The organism is Vicinamibacteria bacterium (assembly GCA_035570235.1).
Taxonomy (GTDB): domain Bacteria; phylum Acidobacteriota; class Vicinamibacteria; order Fen-336; family Fen-336; genus DATMML01.
On sequence record DATMML010000012.1, the window covers coordinates 53,212 to 70,128 of the forward strand.

A 16,917-nucleotide genomic window follows, 5' to 3' on the forward strand; every position below is an offset into this window, starting at 1 on the left:
CAAGCCCTCGGGTTCCGGCGAGCCTCGCCGGCGCCATGGCCGAAGTCGGGTCGGCCTTTCACGCGCGGGGCTGGCTCCTCGGCACCAGCGGCAACCTGAGCGTCGTCCTCGGCCGCGAGCCCCTTCGCCTGGCCATCACCCAGAGCGGCGTGGACAAGGGCGCGCTCCGCCCCGAGCACATCCTGACCATCGACGAGAGGGGCGCGGTGAAGAACGGGAAGGGGCACGCCTCCGAGGAGAGCGGGCTGCACCTGGCCATCGTGCGTCGGCGGCCGGCGGGCGCGGTCCTGCACACGCACTCGGTCTGGAGCACGCTCGTCTCCGAAGCCCACGCCGCCGATGGAGTGGTCCACATCGAGGGCTACGAGATGCTCAAGGGGCTGGCCGGCGTCCGCTCCCACGACCACCGGGAAGCCATCCCCATTCTTGCCAACTCCCAGGACTACGCCGGCCTGACCGTGGAGGTCGAGCGCGCCCTCGATCGTCATCCCGAGGCCCACGGCTTCCTGCTCCACCGGCACGGGCTCTACACCTGGGGCCGGGACCTCCCGGAGGCGAAGCGGCACGTGGAGATACTGGAATTCCTGTTCGAGGTGCGGGGCCGGCAGGGCGGCGCGCGGCCGTCCTTGGCGGGAGGGGCCCCGTGAGGGAGGAAACATGGTCCTGGTGAGGATCCCCAGCCAGAGCCGGACGCTCCAGGAGCCCAAGGCGGTACGCGAGCAGCTGGCCCCGGCGGGGATCGTCTACGAACAATGGGAGCCGGCTCATCCCGTGGCCGACGACGCGCCGCCCGCGGACGTCCTCGCCGCCTACGCGGGCGAGATCTCGCGGCTCAAGCAGGAAGGCGGCTACGTCACCGCCGATGTGATCGACGTCAAGCCGGAGACCCCCGGGCTCGAGGCCATGCTCGCCAAGTTCAGCCGCGAGCACTGGCACGACGAGGACGAGGTGCGCTTCATCCTCCAGGGGCGGGGACTGTTTCACGTCCGGCCGCGAGAGGGTCCCGTCCTGGCCATCGAGGTGGGAGGGGGGGACCTGCTGAGGGTGCCCCGCGGGACCTGGCACTGGTTCGACCTCTGCGCGGACCGGCGGATAAGGGCTATCCGTCTCTTCCAGGACCCTTCCGGCTGGACGCCCCACTACACCGAGAGCGGAGCGGAAAGGCAGCACGAGCCGGTGTGTCTAGGCCCCGCCTTCCTACCCTCACCTCCGGGGTGAGCCCCTCCCTCGCCGCCGGGCTCTCCGCGGTCGTTCTCGACATCGAAGGCACGACCACCCCCGTGGAGTTCGTCCACGCCGTGCTCTTCCCCTATGCCCGCGCGCGCGTCCGCTCCTTCCTGGAGAGCCATGCCGCGGAGCAGGGGGTGCAGGCGGACCTCGACCGGCTGCGCCAGGAGCACGCGGCCGCCGTCGCCCCCCTTCCGCCGCCCTGGCCGGACCAGCCGCCGGCGACCCGGCTGGTGGGCGCGGTCGCCTATGTGCTCTGGCTCATGGACCGCGACCGGAAGTCCACCGGCCTGAAGGCCCTGCAGGGCCGCATTTGGGAGGCGGGATACCTCTCCGGCGAGCTCAAGGGCCAGGTCTACGAGGATGTTCCCCCCGCCTTCGCCCGCCTGGCCGCGGGAGGGAGGCGGCTGGCCATCTTTTCCTCCGGCAGCGTGCTCGCCCAGCGCTTGCTCTTCCGGCATTCCACCGCGGGAGACTTGAGCGGCTTCATCCACGCGTATTTCGACACGACCACCGGACCCAAGCAGGAAGCGGCCAGCTACTCGCGCATCACCGAGGCCCTGGGCCGCCCGGCGGCCGAGGTCCTCTTTGTCACCGACACCCCTGGGGAGGCGGACGCCGCCCGGGGCGCCGGCCTGCGCACCGCGCTCTGCGTGCGCGGGGGGCGGGGGGAGCCCGGCCCCCACCCGATCATCGGCTCAATGGCCGAACTCGCTTAGTCCGCTCCCCGCCGTCGCACCACCACCGCCGTGGCGTCGTCCTCCCAGGGGCGGCCGTCGCCGAAGGCGATCGCGGCCTCGAAGAGCCCCTCCAGGATCTCCCCCGCGGTGCCGTCCCGCTTCTGCGCCACCACCGCCATCAGGCGCTCGGTCCCGAAGAACTCCCCCGCGGGGTCGCGCCGCTCCAGGATGCCGTCGGTGCAGAGCACGAGCACCTCGCCGGGCCGCACGCGGGCAAAACCCCGGCGGAACTGCACCTCCGGCAGGGGCCCGATGACCGTGCCTCCCGTGGCCAGCTCGACATACCCGTTGCCCTTAGCGGCGTCTCGGAAGAACAGCACGGGTGGGGGGTGCCCGGCGTTGACATAGGTGAGGTTGCCGTCCGACTCCAGCTCTCCGTAGAACACGGATACGAACCGGCTGGAGAGGTTGCTGCGATGGATGACGCGGTTCAGCTTGGCGAAGACGTGGGCGACCTTGAGCTCCTTTTCGATCCCCATGCGCAGACCGGTGACCACGTCGCGCACGAGGAGGGCGGCGGGCAGACCGTGGCCGCTAGCGTCTCCGATGGCCAGGCCGAGCATGTCCCCATCGAAAACATGGAAGTCGAAGAAATCCCCCCCCACCTCCTCCGCGGGAACCGAGCGGCAGGCGAGGTCGAAACCGGGGAAGTCCGGCGGTTCCTCCAAGAGGAGGCTCTGCTGGATCTCCGCCGCCTCCCGGAAGGTACCCTGCGCCCGCGCGTCCAAGAGGCGGGAGCCCAGGGCCGCGCGCACGGTGTTGAGGGTGAAGTCCACCTCCTCCAGGACCCAGCCGTCAGCGAGCAGGAAGAAGAAGACGTGGCGGTTCGGCCGCCGGCCCACCACCAGAGCCGCCGCCGCCCGGCGGGGCAGGAGGCCGAGGCGCTGGGGGGATCCTTCGGCGCTAAGGTCGCTGAAGATGTAGACGCGATGGCGAAAGATCAGGCTCAGGGGCGGCTTCGAGGGGTCGAGGGTCTCCGCCACCGGACTCTCGAGATCGCCCACCGTCTTGGTCAGGGCGAAGCCGTCCCGCCGCTCGGCGTAGAGGAGCCCCGCGCGCAAGCGCAGGTCCTCGTGCAGGGTGCGGAAGGCGTCTTCCAGGAACGACTCCAGCGCCTTCCCGGGCGGGCGCTTGGGGTCGAGGGTTCCGAAGAGCGCGTCGAGCCGGCGGTAGAGGAGCTTGGCGGTCTCCATGAAGAGGCCATCCTAGCATCTAGAAGCCGATCTCTCTCCCGATGACCTCGAGGGCCTCGTAGACGGCACGGTTCTTGGGCAGGGCCGCTATGTTCGCGCGGAGGGTGGCCAGACGCTCGGGATCTTGGGCCAGGCGGGCCACCGCGGGTGGCATCTCGCGCCAGTGCGGGACCACGAGCCCGAGCTGCCGCTCGGCCACGAAGCGGGTGTTGAACCGCTCCTGGGGAATGGTCCGGCGGTTCGCGGTCACCACCACGGGCACGCCCTGGTGGAAGGCCTCGGCCAGGGAGCCCGGGCCCGACTTGGTGATGAGCACGTCGCTCGCGGCCATGTAGTCCCCCACGCGGTCGGTGAAGCCCAGGCGGCGGAGGCGCCCCCCCGCCGCAGCCTCCAGGGGGGCCAGACGCTCGAATAGGGTCGGGTTGTCGCCGCAGATCGCGATTACGGTCCAGGAGGGAGACAAGTCGAGCAAGCGGGTCGCGAGCGGCTCCATCTCCGCGGAGCCCTTGCCCCCGAAGAGCAGAAGCAGGACGAAGTCCTGCGGGCCCAGGCCAAGCGCGCTCCGCACCCCGCTCCGCAGCTGCTGGCCTTCCCCCCGGTGGAAGCGGGGATGCAGGACCATGCCCGAGACACGCGAGATCCGCTCATTCGGGATCCCCATTTCCAAGGCTTGCTCCCCCGCGCGATCGGAGCCCACGATCACGCGATCCACCCCGGGCTCCATCCAGAAGTGGGGGGGGAAGTCGGCGAAATCCGTGAGCAGGACCAGGAAGGGCACCCCGGGATGCGTGGCCCGAAGCGCGTCCCGGATGACCCCGTTGAAGTTAGGCATGACCGAGACCACGGCCGCGGGGCGGCGCTCCCCGAGGTGGCGGGCCAGGGCCGCGCTCAGGGCCTTCTGGCGCAATGCGATGGCACCATGCAGAACCCGGAGCATGGGCACCATGAAGGCCGTCCAGCCCCGCTGGAGGAGCCCGTTGTAGGCCTCCTCGAGCGTCAGCCCGCCCAGGCTCTTGAGCGGATCCAGGGACAGCAGGAGGGACTGGAGGTTCAACACCTGGAAATGCCAGGGACGGGGGCGTTCTTCGGACGCCGCCACCAGGGCGTCCGCGGCGGCTCGATGCCCCCCTCCGGCGTCGATCGTGAAGATCAACACCTCCGGTGCGGAGGTCAAGGCAGCGAGGCGCGGAATGAGCTGACCGACTCCAGCTTCTCCTTGGCGTCGCGCAGGCGCGAGAGCAGACGCCAACGCACGATCCGCCGGAGCAGCACCCGCTCGAACCAGTGAAAGCCCGCGGGCCTTATGTCCGCGCGCGCCCGCCCCAGGAAGAGGAGGGTACCCCGGTCGCCGACCCTGCCGCTCACGAACGCCATGACCTCGACCGACGACTCGTAGTAATGGCTGGCGTAGAGCTGTTTCGAAGCCACGAAGATGCGGCTCAAGTTGCCGTCGGTTTTCTCGTAGATGGTGTTGTGATTGACGGCGATCACGGACAACCGGTGGGCCCGCTCCTCGTACCAGCTCACGAAGTCCTCGGCCGCGTCGGGGCGGGCCTGGGGGAAGTCCAGGAGGTAGCGGCGGAGCTCGGGCACGTCGGCGAGGACGAACCAGGGCCGTTCGAGCAGGGTCTGCACGCTATCCGGGGCCGGGGTCGCGCTCTTGCCGTCGCGGTAAACCGGGAGGGCCCGGTTGCCCCCCGCCTGATAGGAGGACGCGTAACCGGCCAGGGTCTCCCGGAAGAGGCCGGCCGCGCGCTCGGCCGCGGCCGGCGACGACCAGTCCACTTCCTTCCGGAAGCGCTCGATGGCGTCCGCCGAGAAGCGCACCTCGCAGTCTCCCACCCGGCACTCCCGCAGGCGCTCCAGCTCCCGGCGATCGAAGTTGAGCGCCTGCAGGTCGTGGGAGGAGGGGGGCGTCCCCAGCCGCCCCGCCCCCACCAGGTTGTCGCTGCGGCGAAGGCAGGAGGGGTCGCGGGCGCACTCGCGGAACCGGTCCTTCGAGGCCCGCACCTGCACGGCCCCGATCGTCATCACCTCCGAGCGGTCGCCGGTGTCCACCACCCGGGCCACGATGCGGCCCTGCTCGATCTCCGCGCGCTCCAGGGCCGTGAAGCCCTCCCCGCCAGGGTAGGCGGCGAGGGGTCCGAGACCGTCGACCGGCGCGCCCCGGGCCCAGAGCGCGAGGAGGGCGGCGGCCAGGAACTTCACGGGTTCAATCTTAGCCGAACCCGGGTGCTTCGGGCCCCCGAGGACCCCACCCGCGCCGGGGGCTGGTAAGATCCGCGGGGGGGGACGGCATGACAAACGAGAAAGCGAAGGCGTACCCCTGGTTCGTGGTCGGCGACATCAACGGCTTCTTCGGCCTGATGTTCGACAACCTCACCGTCCTCTCTTTCCTGGCCGGGATCCTGATCTTCGCCTTCGGCTACCCGGCGGACATCGTCTACACCCGCATGTTCCCCGGCACCGCCTTCGGAGTGCTCTTCGGCGACCTCGTCTACACCGCGATGGCGCGGAGGCTCGCCAAGAAGACGGGTCGGACCGCCATCACCGCCATGCCCCTGGGCCTCGACACGCCCTCCACCATCGGGATCGCGCTGGTCGTCCTGGGCCCCGCCTTCGTCTCCCTGAAAGGCAGACTCCCCGAGCGGGAGGCCGCGCTGATGACTTGGTACATCGGCATGGCCACCATGGTCATGATCGGCCTGGTCAAGCTGGTCCTTTCTTTCGCCGGGGCTTGGGTCCAAAAGGTGGTGCCGCAGGCCGGGCTTCTGGGATCTATAGCCGGGATCGGGCTCGCCCTCATCGGCTTCATCCCCCTAGTGGATGTGTTCGGCCTGCCCCTGGTGGGGATGGTCTCGCTCGGTCTCATCCTCTACAACCTGGTGGCCGGCATCCGCCTGCCCCGCAACCTGCCCGGGGTGCTGGCCGCGATCGCGGTGGGGACCCTGCTCTATCACGTCCTCGGACCCGCCGGGCTGGTGGGCGGGGCCTACCAGGCGCCCCTGGCGGAGTTCCACTTCGGCCTGCCGCTCCCCACCCTTGCCTTTCTCAAGGGCCTCGTGCCCGCACTGACCTACCTGCCCATCGCCTTCCCCTTCGCGCTCCTCACCGTGGTGGGCGGCATCAACGTCACCGAGAGCGCCCGGGTGGCGGGCGACGACTACAGCACCCGCGACATCCTCCTCACGGAAGCGGTCGCCACCCTCATCGCCGGGGTCTGCGGGGGCGTGGCCCAGTCCACGCCTTACATCGGCCAGCCCGCTTACAAAGGAATGGGGGCCCGCGCCGGATACACGCTCCTGACCGGCCTCTTCATCGGGCTGGGTGGGATCTTCGGTTACGTCTCCTACATCGTGGAGCTGATCCCGCGCGCCGTGCTGGCCCCCATCCTGATCTTCGTGGCTCTGGACATCATGGCCCAGGCCTATCTGGCCTGCCCCGCCCGCCACGCCCCCGCCGTGGCCTTCGCCCATTTCCCGACCGTGGCGCGGTTGCTCGCCATCAAGCTCGGCAACCCCGCGATCGTGCCCCCCGAGCGCTTCCGGGCCCTTCTGGCCGCGCCCGGGAAGGAGCTGCCGGAGGTGCTGGTGACCCTGGCCGTGGGCAACGGCTTCATCCTCACTGCCATGCTCTGGGGAGGCTTCCTGGCCGAGCTGATCGATCGGCGGCTGCCGCGCTCCGCACTCTACCTCGGCATCCTGGCCCTCTTCACGTTCTTCGGGGTGGTCCACTCGGCCTCCCCCGACGGCAACATGTATCTGCCCTGGACGCTGGCGGACGCGCAGCAGCGCACCATCCCCTACCAATTCGGGCTCGGCTACCTCGTGCTCGCCGTCTTGTTCCTGCTGCTCGGGCTCACCCGGGAAAGCCGGGAGGTCCATCCCGCGAGCGTGGACCATCCGGGAGTGGGGGGATAGGACGACTCAGCCCTTGACGGTGACGATGGGAACGAGCCGGGCCACCCGCCGGGCGAGGCCGGCTCGGTGCGTCGCCTCTACGACCGCGGTCACGTCCTTGTAGGCGCCCGGGGCCTCCTCCGCCACCCCCCGCAGCGAGGGGCTGCGGATCAGGATGCCCCGCCTCTTGAGTTCGTCCACGACCTGCCGGCCCGACCACTGCTTCAACGCCTGGTGCCGGCTCATGCCGCGGCCCGCCCCGTGGCACGCCGAGCCAAACGAAGCTTCCATACCCGTCTCCGTGCCCGCGAGCACATAGGAGCACGTGCCCATGGTGCCGCCCACGAGCACGGGCTGACCCACGGCCCGGAAGGCCTCCGGCAGGTCGGGATGGCCGGGGCCCCAGGCCCGCGTCGCCCCCTTCCGGTGGACGTAGAGCGTCTTCCCTCGCCCCCCCACCCGGTGTTCCTCGACCTTGCACGTGTTGTGGGAGACGTCGTAGAGAAGCCTCAGGTGCGCCTGGGGGATCACCTCCGCGAAAGCCGCCCGCGCCAGGTGGGTGATGACCTGGCGGTTGGCGAGGGCAACGTTGATGGCGGCCCGCATCGCCCCCAAATAACGCTCTCCCTCCGGGGAGTGGATGGGAGCGGAGGCGAGCTCGCGGTCGGGCAGGGCCAGGCGGTGGCGGGGGGCGGCGGCCAGCATCTCCTTCAGGGCCTCCGTCCCGATCTGGTGACCGAGACCGCGGGACCCGCAGTGGATGCTGACCACCACCTCCTTTTCCCGAAGGCCGTAGGCGCCGGCTGCGGGGGAGTCGAAAATCTCCGCTACCTCCTGCACCTCCAGGTAGTGGTTGCCCGAGCCGAGGGTTCCCACCTCGTCGCGCATCCGGGTCTTGGCGCGATCCGAAACGCACTCGGCCCGGGCGTCCTTCATGCGCCCGTCCTCCTCGACGCGCTCCAGATCCTCGTGCCCGCCGAAGCCCTGCTCCACCGCCCAGCGCGCGCCCCCCAGGAGCATCCGGTCGAGCTCTTCCCGCCCCAGGCGGATTCCGCCCGTGCTCCCGACCCCCGCGGGCACGGTGCGGAAAAGGGCGTCCGCGAGTTCCTCTTTCGACTCCTCCACTTCAGCACGGACCAGGCCGGTGGTGAGGCTGCGCACCCCGCACGAGATGTCAAACCCAACCCCCCCCGCGGAGACCACGCCCCCCTCTTCGGGATCGAAGGCGGCCACCCCTCCCACCGCGAAGCCGTAGCCCCAATGGGCGTCGGGCATGGCCAGGGAGGCCTTCTGTATTCCGGGCAGGCTGGCGACGTTCACCACCTGCTCGTAGACCTTGTGGTCCATCGCGCGCAGGAGCTCCTCGGTGGCGAAGAGGAGGCCGGGAACACGCATCCGCCCCCGGGGCTCGATGACCCACTCCAGGTCCGATCGGTGCTCGAAGAGAGACGGATCCACGGGCGGCTTTCCCCGGCTATACGTCCACCACACACTCCGCCACCCAGCGGCCCCGCTCGTCCTGGGCCACATGCAGGGCGGTGTAGGTGGCTCCCTTGACCTCCACCGCGGGTTGGTGGCGCGCGGGCTCGACCCGCTCCCCGAAGCAGGTGGCCAGGAGGCGGCCGCCCTTGATCGCGACCTCGAAGCGTCGGAAGAGCAGGCCCTGGGTGTCCATCTCGTAAATGACCGCATTCAGCCAGTCGAAGAGCAACGCCTCCAGGTCGGAGGCCGCGCAGGCGATCTCGACCCCTCGCTCCGGCCGCACCGAGCCCGGGTCAGCGACGACCGCGGTCAAGGCCAAGGCGACGGCGGCGAAGGCCTCCGCCGGCGTCTTCCCGCGACCCCGGACGCCGATGTCGGCGTCATGGGCGAAGTGCTCCCACTCTGCCTCGGGGGTCTGCCCCACCCGCCCTGTCCTTCCTCGCCCGACGCCCGCCTCCGGCCGGGGAGACGACGGCGAATGGCTCCGGCCGCTCCCCCCCAAACGTCAGGAGTGGCCGGCTCGGATCGCGCGCGCCAGGCGGGCCACGCCCTCGCGGATGCGCCCCTCCTCCTCCTTAGCGAAGGTGAGACGCAGGGTGTTGGCCCCGCTGCCGTCCACGAAGAAGGGCGCCCCGGCCACGTAAGCCACGCCCTCCTCGACCGCGCCGGGCAGGAGCTTCTCCGCGTCCATACCCTCCGGGAGGGTGGCCCACACGAACAACCCCCCCGCGGGGTGCGTCCAGGTGACGCCGGGCAGCCCCTCCTTCTTCAGGGCCTCCAGCATGGCGTCACGCTTGGCGCGGTAGTAGGGCCGGATCCGCACCTTCTGCTCCTCGATGAGCCCGCGGCGCAGGCAGCTCAGCACGATCCGCTGGTCAAGGCTGCTCCCGCAAAGGTTGGCGGACTGCTTGGCGATCTCCACTTTGGCCAGGATCTCCTCCGGCCCCAACAGGAACGCGGTCCGCAGCCCGGGGGCGAGGATCTTGGAGAAGGAAGCGAGGTAGAGCACGCGGCCCTCCTCGTCCATGGACTTGAGGGTGGGGCGGGGCTCGGCCTCGAAATAGAGGTCCCCGTAAGGATCGTCCTCCACGATCAACAGGTCCAGTTCCCGGGCCGTCCTCATGAGCTCCCGCCGGTTGGCCACGGGATGGCTGATCCCGGAAGGGTTCTGGAAGTTCGGGACCACGTAGAGGAGCTTCACCCTCCGGCCCGCGGCTCGCTCCTCCGCATGGCGCCGGCGAAGGTCCTCGAGGTCCAGGCCCTGCTCGTCCAGCTTTACCCCCACCATCCGGGCCTGGGCGGCTCGGAAGGCGGAAGTGGCCCCGATGTACGAGGGCAGCTCCACCAGGGCGACGTCTCCGGGGTCGAGGAGGGTCCGGCTGACGAGGTCCAGGCCCTGTTGGCTGCCGTCCGTGATCAGGGTTTGGTCGACCGTGGCCGCCATCCCTTTGGCCCGGGCGTACTCCGTCACGGCCTGGATGAGGGCGCCCACGCCGCGGGTGAGCACGTATTGGAAGGCCTGTGCGCTCTCCCGTTCCAGGATTTCGTTCACGATCTCGCGGAACTGGGTGACCGGGAAGGTCTCCGGGCTCGGCTGGCCGGGAGCGAAGGAAATGATTCCCGGCCGCTCGATGAGGGCGCTCATGCGGCGGATGGCGGAGAAGCGCATACCCCGAGCGGCGGCCGAGAAGAGGGCCTCGTGGGTGGACATTGGGGCGTGCAGTATACCCTCGCTCGGAGGGCCTCTGCATCAGGTGGCGCCCCGCGCCTGGGGAGGTTGCTAGTCCGGTCTGATGATCATGACCTCCGTGGACTTGATGAGTGCGGCCACGATTTGGCCCCGCTGGAGCCTCATTTCCCGGGCGGCGTCCGACGTGATGATGGAGTTGATGCGCTGGCCGGCAATCGAGATCGTCACTTGCGCCAGCAGCCCGTCGATTCGGATGTCCGTAATGCGTCCCAGGAGCTGATTGCGACCGCTAATCCTTCGGAAGTACTTGCGTCGTGTCTCGACACTGCCCTTTTCGGCCTTCCGGGGCAGAAGCCGATCGATCTCCGACTCGGGGATGCGGTGGTGTCCCCCCGGCGTTTTCACGGTTCGGAGCTTCTTGGCGTAAATCCATTGCTTGAGGGTGGTGTAGCCCACCCGCAGAACCTCGGAAGCCTCTCGAGGCGTTAGGAGCTTGGGGGGCCGGACTCGCCTGTCTGCCATTATCCAACCGGCCGCTCGGCCGCGGTTCGGGAAGGGTAGCATCCCTCTGGGGCCTCACGGAAAGGAGCCAGAATCAGAACGGCAGGCATGCCAACACGATCCAGTTGCGGCTCCTACCGAGGCTAGCGGTTGCAGCTCGTTACCAGAGCAGCTTTAGCGCTAGCTGAATTTGCCTTGATGTCGTTGAGGTGCTTGTAACCTGTCCCGCCGTGGGTGATTGCACGGGGAAGGTCGCGTTCGGCGGGGCCTGCAACACATGGGTGATGAGGTTCGGGGTGTTGAAATTGGCCTGGTTCAAGAGATTGAAGACCTCCAGCCGGAACTGAAGGTTCACGTTCTCGCTTACGTGAGTATCCTTGAAAGCGGAAAAATCCCACGTCGCCAGCCCCGGACCCGTATAGGCATTCCTTCCCACATTGCCGTAGAAACCGCTGTTGCTCGGCGGCGCGATGAAAGCGTTGGGATTGAACCACTGATTCGGATTCCCCGTAACCACTGATCCCTTAAATGCGGGGTTCAAGAAGGGCCGGACCGGATTGCGCGAATCGCCGTTGTTCGCGGGGTTGTAGGCGAGTTGTGGCGTAAGCGGGAATCCCGACTGCACGCTCACGACGGAGTTCAGCGTCCATCCGCTGACGATGCCGTCGGCAATGCCGTGGAGGCCGCCCAGAAAGCGCCGTCCGTGGCCGAACGGCAGGGCATAAATGACGTTCACCGCGGCGGCGTGCCGGACGTCGTACGTCGCCGGCCCCCAGTCTGCGCTTTTGTTGTAGGGGTTCGAGAGTAGCGCTACCGCATTGCTCGCCGCAGTGGCATTGAGCGAATCCCCATCATCCAGCGCCTTGGACCAGGTATACACGGCGCGAAGCGAGAGCCCTCCACTGAAACGACGGTTCAGATCCACTTGCAGCGCATTGTACGAACTGTTGCCTTGGGAGACCCAGGTCCACGTATTCGCGAGCGCGGTGTTTGGCTTGACGTTAGTGGGATTGAAATACGTCCCCTTCGGCACGGGTTGCCCGGCTAACGCGCCAAACACCGGCAGGCCGGTCACTGGGTCGAGCGTCGTGGGGAACGTAGCCGGGCAGGGCGACGCTGGACAGACAACAGGAGCGGGCGCATTGGCGTCGACCCCGATGATCTCGTGATAGCCATGGCTTCCGACATAGCCCACGGTGAGGGACGTGCGGGGGAGGATTTCCCGCTCGATCCTGAACGAGTAGGAGATTAGGGTGGGCGTGTACATGTCGGGTTGAACTCCACCCGGCACCAAGAGAGCAAGTGGAGTTGTCGGCGGTGGTGCGCTGCGCTGGATGGGATTGCCTGCAGCGCCAAAAATATTCGTGAGGCTGGTGGCGCCGATCGTGTAGACCGGGTTCGAGGGCGCGTTCTGGTCCGCTCGATAGCCCAGCGCATCCTGGAGGTCGTTGTACACGCCGAAGCCCGCATGGATGACGGTCTCCTTGTCAAACGGACGCCACGCGATACTGATTCGCGGCTGCGGCAAGAATGTCGCGCGGTTGATCGTGAACAAAGAGTCCCCCACTCGCGGCAAACAAACGTTCTTGGCTGGTTGAGATGCGCACGCGATGGCCGAGCTGCCGAAGGTGTAGTTCGCAGCTCGCCCATGCGCCTCATTCCAGCCGGTGCTGAACTCGTCGCGAAAGCCCAGGGACAGAGTCAGGTCCGAGCGTACGCGAACCTCATCTTGGGCGTACCAGGCGCCGAAAAGCGACCGCCAGTTCATCTCCGTTGGCGCCGGGTCGTATAAAAAGCTCGCCGTGCCGGCCAAAAAGCTGGGGAGTCCAGTAAAGGTCACCTGTCCATACTGACTGAGCGCGATCACCTCGTTGGATTGGAACGGTTGCAACCACAAGCCGACCCGAAGCTGATGTCGTCCTTTGGTGAACGCCAGATCGTCTGCGACGGTGTACAAGTTGCGCGCGATGTGCAGATTGCTTCCGTTATTGCTCCCCGCCAAGCCCAACTGCGCCTGCGGATTGGAAGCCTGGCTGCCGCCAACCACCACCGCGCCGACGGGAAGCCCGGCCAGGAAGCCCGGTACGCTCGCCGCCGGAGTGCCCGGCGTGGGCTCGCCGGTGAAGAAATATCGGGCACGGGAGAAGCCGATGCGGGCCGTATTGAGCAGCGTCGGCGAGAAGACATGCGTCTCCTGCACGCTCAGCACTTGCTCCTGCAGGCTCAGCAAATCGGTGCTGTAAGGATCGAACGGCGTTGCCGTGACGGAGCTGCTGTCGTCGAGGGTGTAGACCAAGCTCGCAGAATCTCTAGTCGAAAACACGTGATCCACTCGCACCGTGCCGAAATCCTCGCGGATGGTCCGCAGAGGACTGCTGAGTACCTGGGCGACTCCGTCACCTTTGGCGTTGACCTTGAAATCGGGGGCGCCCGCCGGAGCTACCGGCCACAGGTTCAGGAGACCGAGGTTTTTGACGACGGGAGCGGCATCCAGCCGGGCCTGCGCGTCGGGAACGTAGGCCACGGAAGTTTGGTGCAGATTCTCGCGGAATCCCTCGTAGTTGACGAACAAGAAGGTCTTGTCCTTCTGGATGGGGCCTCCCGCCGAAGCGCCAAACTGATTCCTCTGAAATGGCGGAGCGGAAGGACCGGCATCGAAAAAGTTGCGGGCGTCTAGGGCGTTGTTACGCAGGAACTCAAAGATCGACCCGTGCCACTGATTCGTCCCGGATTGCGTCACGATGCTGACTTGGCCCCCCGGCTTCTTGCCGTACTCGGCGCCGTAGCTGTCCCGCAGAATGTTGAATTCCCTCACCGCGTCGATGCCCAGCAATTGCCCGCTGGCACCTCCGGGGGTCATGTTGTTTTCGGCCGCACCCGTGAACTCCACGCCATTCAGCAAAAAAAGGTTCTGTTGGGGCCGGTTTCCGGAAACAGAGAACATATTGGCGGTCGTTGAATTGGAGATTCCGATCCCTCCCGTCTTTTCCCAGGTGAAGTTCACGACGCCCGGATTAAGGAGAGTGAGCAAGTCGTAGCTCCGGCCGTTCAAAGGAAGGTTCTTGATCTGCTGCTCTCCCACCAAGCCGGAGATGTCCGCGGTCGTTGCGTTCACGGGTGAGATTTCCGCTATCACGGTGACCTGCTCCGTGACCGCTCCAACCTGCAGGCTGAAGTCAAGGCTCGCTTGCTGTCCCACGACTAGATGGATTCCGCCACGGACCGTCGTCTGAAAGCCATCCTTACCCACCGCCACCTCGTACGGGCCGACCGCGAGCGCAAGCAACCGATAGCGCCCGGCCGCATCGGTTGTGGTATTGCGAACGGTACTCGTTTCAAGACTCTTGGCGGCGACGGTGGCGGCGGATATCGTCGAGCCGGAGGAGTCGGTGACGACGCCGGAAATTGCCGCTGACACTTGAGCCGCAGCACGCGACGGATTCCCCACGAGCATGAGGAATGTAGCGCACAAGAGCGACCGCTTTATCAAACGACAACGAGCGACGCGCATTTGAGTCTCCTGGAAAGATTAGTCTTTTGGCCGCAGGTGCTCCCCAGCTCTCGCTTCCGGTGCTTCACACTCCGCGTTACGGTGGGGATCAGAGGCGCCTCGGTCGGGGCCACCAACCGGAAGGTCGCGAGCTGCCCGCACACAGTTCTACACCAAAGACGACCATAGTGACCGATTTCATTCGTTTACGAGTGTTATAATTGAGCATATCTGTGCTCTTGGTGTCAACTGCGGTCGTGGGCGGTGGGCGCGGTTGTGAGCCCCGTGGTCGGATCGGCCTCAGCCTCAGCGGGCTGGCAAGTCGTTCGCGTTGCGACCTGTCACCCGGCTCGATCACCGGCGCCGGTGACCCGAGGGTCGTCCAACTCCGGATGAAGCTGATAGTCTGACCGCGCCGCGGATTTTTCAGGAGGTGGGACGATGACCAGGGAGCAGGGTACAAGTCTGCGCGCCGCTACGTTGCTCTGGGTGCTGTGCTCCCTTGCCTCCCCTGGCCATAACTGGGCGCAGGAGCCGGTCGTTTCGCCCAGCACCGGCATCGTGCTGAGAATAGAGGGGCTGGTCGACAAGCCCCTGGGCCTGTCGGCCGCGGATCTGGCACGGATGCCGCGCCAGACCCTGGAGGCCAGAGACCGTGACGGGAAGCTCGTGCGCTTCGCGGGCGTCACGCTCACCGAGGTCCTTAGGGCGGCGGGAGGCCCGTTGGGCGAGAAGCTGCGCGGCACGCAGCTTTCTAAGTTCCTCCTGGTCGAAGCAGCAGATGGCTACCGGGTGGTGTTCGCGCTTCCGGAGTTGGACCCCGCATTTACGGATGAGAGCATCCTGATCGCCGATCGTCGGGACGGGCAGCCCCTCTCGGCTGCCGAGGGTCCGCTACGTCTAGTGGTGCTGCACGAGAAGCGACAGGCACGTTGGGTGCGACAAGTGACCACTCTGAGGGTGTTGCTGGCAAACCCCTGAGGGGCGTTACGACCTTCCGGGGCCTTTGGGGGCCCCGGAAGGCACGTGTCGGCCTCTTAAGGAAGGGTGAAGCGAACGTCGACGTACAGCATGTTCGTGCTGGCGCTGGTCGGCGCATTCACGGGAACCGACCAGGGCGTGCGCTTGAGGTAGGAGTACTGCGTGATGAGCCCGAGGGAGGTCTTCTTGTCCTTGTCCCTCCAGAACGTCGGGTTGACTCCGAAGGTGTACTCCTCGACCCGGTGGTTGGCGCTCGCGGCGCCCGTGGTCCCGAAACCGGCCTTGCCGTCCGAACTTAGAGTCTGGTCGATCCACAACCCGCTGTAGTACCCGTAGATCCAGACGTTCCCGACGTGCAGTTCGAGGCCATCGACCGTCGATGAGGACTTCACCGTCTGGATCGTGCCGTCGGTGTTCACGATCAGGTCGGGAGCAAGGCCGAAGATGTATCTGCCGCCGCCCTTGCCCGTGAAGCCGTTCGCGATCAGGAAGAAGCCCTTGGCGAGCTCGAAGTTGACGCCCACGCTGCCCGCGGCGCCGGTGGCGGAACTGGACGACCCGCCGTTGGCGGGGTTGAAGGCCTTGAAGCTACGGACCACACCCGCCACCTCGAAATGGAAATGCTGTTCCTTCCCGCCGTCGAAGGCGAGCTTGGCCGTGAAGTCCGGGGCCTGGTTCGGGGTGCCGTTACCGGTCGTGTTGTTGTCGAACTGGGCGCCGTAGGTCGAGGCGAGCGCGCTCGGGAGGACGACGGCGGCCCCGATGAACTGCTGGGGGTTTTCCGCCGCCACCGCCAACGCCGCGTGGTCGTTGAAGTGAAAGCCCACTCGGACCTGGGGCTGCCGCGCCCAGACGAGGCCGGCAAGGTAGTTCGTGTCCATCTCCCTCCCGTAGAAGATGTCGTCCGTGTAGGGGGAGATGCCGTTCCGGTTGGGTGTCATGAGGCTCCAGGCCTGCCCCGCCACCAACTCCACGGAGTGACTCTGGATTTGCGCGAAGTAGTTCCGCATCCGGAAGGTGTAGCTGTTGCTCGTAACCTGAGAGTTGACGACCTGGAAGCCCAGGAAGTCACCCTCGAAGTAGCCTGCGTACTTTGTCTCGTTGATTTTTCCGGTGACCCTCAGTCCAAAGCGCGAGTTCTGGGGACTGAGCTTGACTTCGCTCAGGTTGCCCGCGACGGTGGGCACGGAACCCGTGGCCGTGCCGGCGGACGCGAAGGGGATGCCTCCGAAGGAGGTACCAATCCCGCTGCCCACGTTCGTCGAGCGGTAGACTCCGGTGAGGTCGACGAAGCCGAAGGGGGCGAACTCGGTGCTTCCGATCTTGAAGGACAAGGGCGAGACCTTGTCCTCGTCGGCCGGGGCGGGGGCTTGGGCGGTGGCAGGCGCAGCGGGCGCAACCTTCACCGGCTCCGTGGCCGCAGACGTTGCAACGGGGTTGGGCTCTACTCGCGCGACCGGGGGATTCGCGTCTTGCTGCTCAACGGGGTCGGCGACTGCCGAGACACCGGCAATGATGCCGAGACCCAGCAGCCACGCAAAAGCAGACCGCATTCGTTCCTCCTTGACAATCGTGACAGTCGTGAATCGAGGCCGAGGCTGGACTCCAAACAATGACACAAAATTCTCTGAGACTTAGCACCGCTCGGTTCGAAAACCCGGACGGGAGGAAAGCCCGCCGCCTGCGGGCGCCGGCTCCCAACCCAGTCCCCCTT

At 67.0% G+C, this 16,917-nt stretch carries 14 protein-coding genes; 5 read left to right on the top strand and 9 right to left on the bottom strand.

The annotated features are described in order from the left end of the window. The first annotated feature begins 35 nt into the window (after positions 1-35). The 3 genes from mtnB to mtnC are packed head-to-tail and all read left to right on the top strand — an operon-like array spanning position 36 to position 1,946. Positions 36-647, top strand: coding sequence for a methylthioribulose 1-phosphate dehydratase (gene mtnB / locus VN461_01730; protein HXB53468.1), 612 nt, complete (start codon positions 36-38; stop codon positions 645-647). 10 nt (positions 648-657) lie between these two features. Next, positions 658-1,218: a cupin domain-containing protein gene (locus VN461_01735; protein HXB53469.1), complete on the top strand. Its 561-nt coding sequence runs from the start codon at positions 658-660 to the stop codon at positions 1,216-1,218. Continuing rightward, positions 1,179-1,946: an acireductone synthase gene (gene mtnC / locus VN461_01740; GenBank protein HXB53470.1), complete on the top strand. Its 768-nt coding sequence runs from the start codon at positions 1,179-1,181 to the stop codon at positions 1,944-1,946. The genes VN461_01735 and mtnC overlap by 40 nt, the downstream gene beginning before the upstream one ends. Here mtnC and VN461_01745 read toward each other — a convergent pair. Genes VN461_01745 through VN461_01755 form a run of 3 tightly spaced genes read right to left on the bottom strand, consistent with a single transcriptional unit; the run spans position 1,943 to position 5,368 of the window. Continuing rightward, the gene (locus tag VN461_01745) at positions 1,943-3,160 is read right to left on the bottom strand and encodes a PP2C family protein-serine/threonine phosphatase (GenBank protein ID HXB53471.1); all 1,218 of its coding nucleotides are present in this window, start codon (positions 3,158-3,160) and stop codon (positions 1,943-1,945) included. The two genes, mtnC and VN461_01745, sit on opposite strands and share 4 nt — an antisense overlap. A gap of 19 nt (positions 3,161-3,179) precedes the next feature. Beyond that, positions 3,180-4,313, bottom strand: coding sequence for a glycosyltransferase (locus VN461_01750; protein HXB53472.1), 1,134 nt, complete (start codon positions 4,311-4,313; stop codon positions 3,180-3,182). Between the two features lie 17 nt (positions 4,314-4,330). Then, positions 4,331-5,368, bottom strand: coding sequence for a hypothetical protein (locus VN461_01755; protein HXB53473.1), 1,038 nt, complete (start codon positions 5,366-5,368; stop codon positions 4,331-4,333). Positions 5,369-5,457: 89 nt separating this feature from the next. Between VN461_01755 and VN461_01760 the strand changes: the two genes are divergently transcribed. After that, a complete protein-coding gene (locus VN461_01760; GenBank protein ID HXB53474.1) occupies positions 5,458-7,080 on the top strand; it encodes a hypothetical protein in 1,623 nt (540 codons plus the stop codon). 6 nt (positions 7,081-7,086) lie between these two features. On the opposite strand, the gene VN461_01765 is transcribed toward VN461_01760, so the two are convergent. The 5 genes from VN461_01765 to VN461_01785 all read right to left on the bottom strand — a co-directional run bounded on the left by VN461_01765 (position 7,087) and on the right by VN461_01785 (position 14,243). Continuing rightward, on the bottom strand, positions 7,087-8,517 hold the full coding sequence (locus tag VN461_01765) for an RtcB family protein (protein ID HXB53475.1): 1,431 nt from the start codon (positions 8,515-8,517) through the stop codon (positions 7,087-7,089). Between the two features lie 16 nt (positions 8,518-8,533). Beyond that, the gene (locus VN461_01770; protein ID HXB53476.1) at positions 8,534-8,965 is read right to left on the bottom strand and encodes an archease; all 432 of its coding nucleotides are present in this window, start codon (positions 8,963-8,965) and stop codon (positions 8,534-8,536) included. Positions 8,966-9,046: 81 nt separating this feature from the next. Beyond that, positions 9,047-10,252, bottom strand: a complete 1,206-nt coding sequence (locus tag VN461_01775; protein HXB53477.1) for a PLP-dependent aminotransferase family protein — start codon at positions 10,250-10,252, stop codon at positions 9,047-9,049. A 69-nt stretch (positions 10,253-10,321) separates the two neighbouring features. Continuing rightward, entirely contained in the window at positions 10,322-10,753 is a 432-nt protein-coding gene (locus tag VN461_01780; protein ID HXB53478.1) for a TOBE domain-containing protein, read from the bottom strand. A 139-nt stretch (positions 10,754-10,892) separates the two neighbouring features. Next, on the bottom strand, positions 10,893-14,243 hold the full coding sequence (locus VN461_01785; protein HXB53479.1) for a carboxypeptidase regulatory-like domain-containing protein: 3,351 nt from the start codon (positions 14,241-14,243) through the stop codon (positions 10,893-10,895). A gap of 420 nt (positions 14,244-14,663) precedes the next feature. Between VN461_01785 and VN461_01790 the strand changes: the two genes are divergently transcribed. Then, positions 14,664-15,203 carry a molybdopterin-dependent oxidoreductase gene (locus VN461_01790; protein ID HXB53480.1) on the top strand — a complete coding sequence of 180 codons (540 nt, stop codon included), beginning with the start codon at positions 14,664-14,666 and terminating at the stop codon, positions 15,201-15,203. Positions 15,204-15,259: 56 nt separating this feature from the next. Here the strand turns inward: VN461_01790 and VN461_01795 are convergent, their stop codons facing one another. Further along, positions 15,260-16,756, bottom strand: coding sequence for a hypothetical protein (locus tag VN461_01795; GenBank protein HXB53481.1), 1,497 nt, complete (start codon positions 16,754-16,756; stop codon positions 15,260-15,262). Positions 16,757-16,917: the final 161 nt, after the last annotated feature.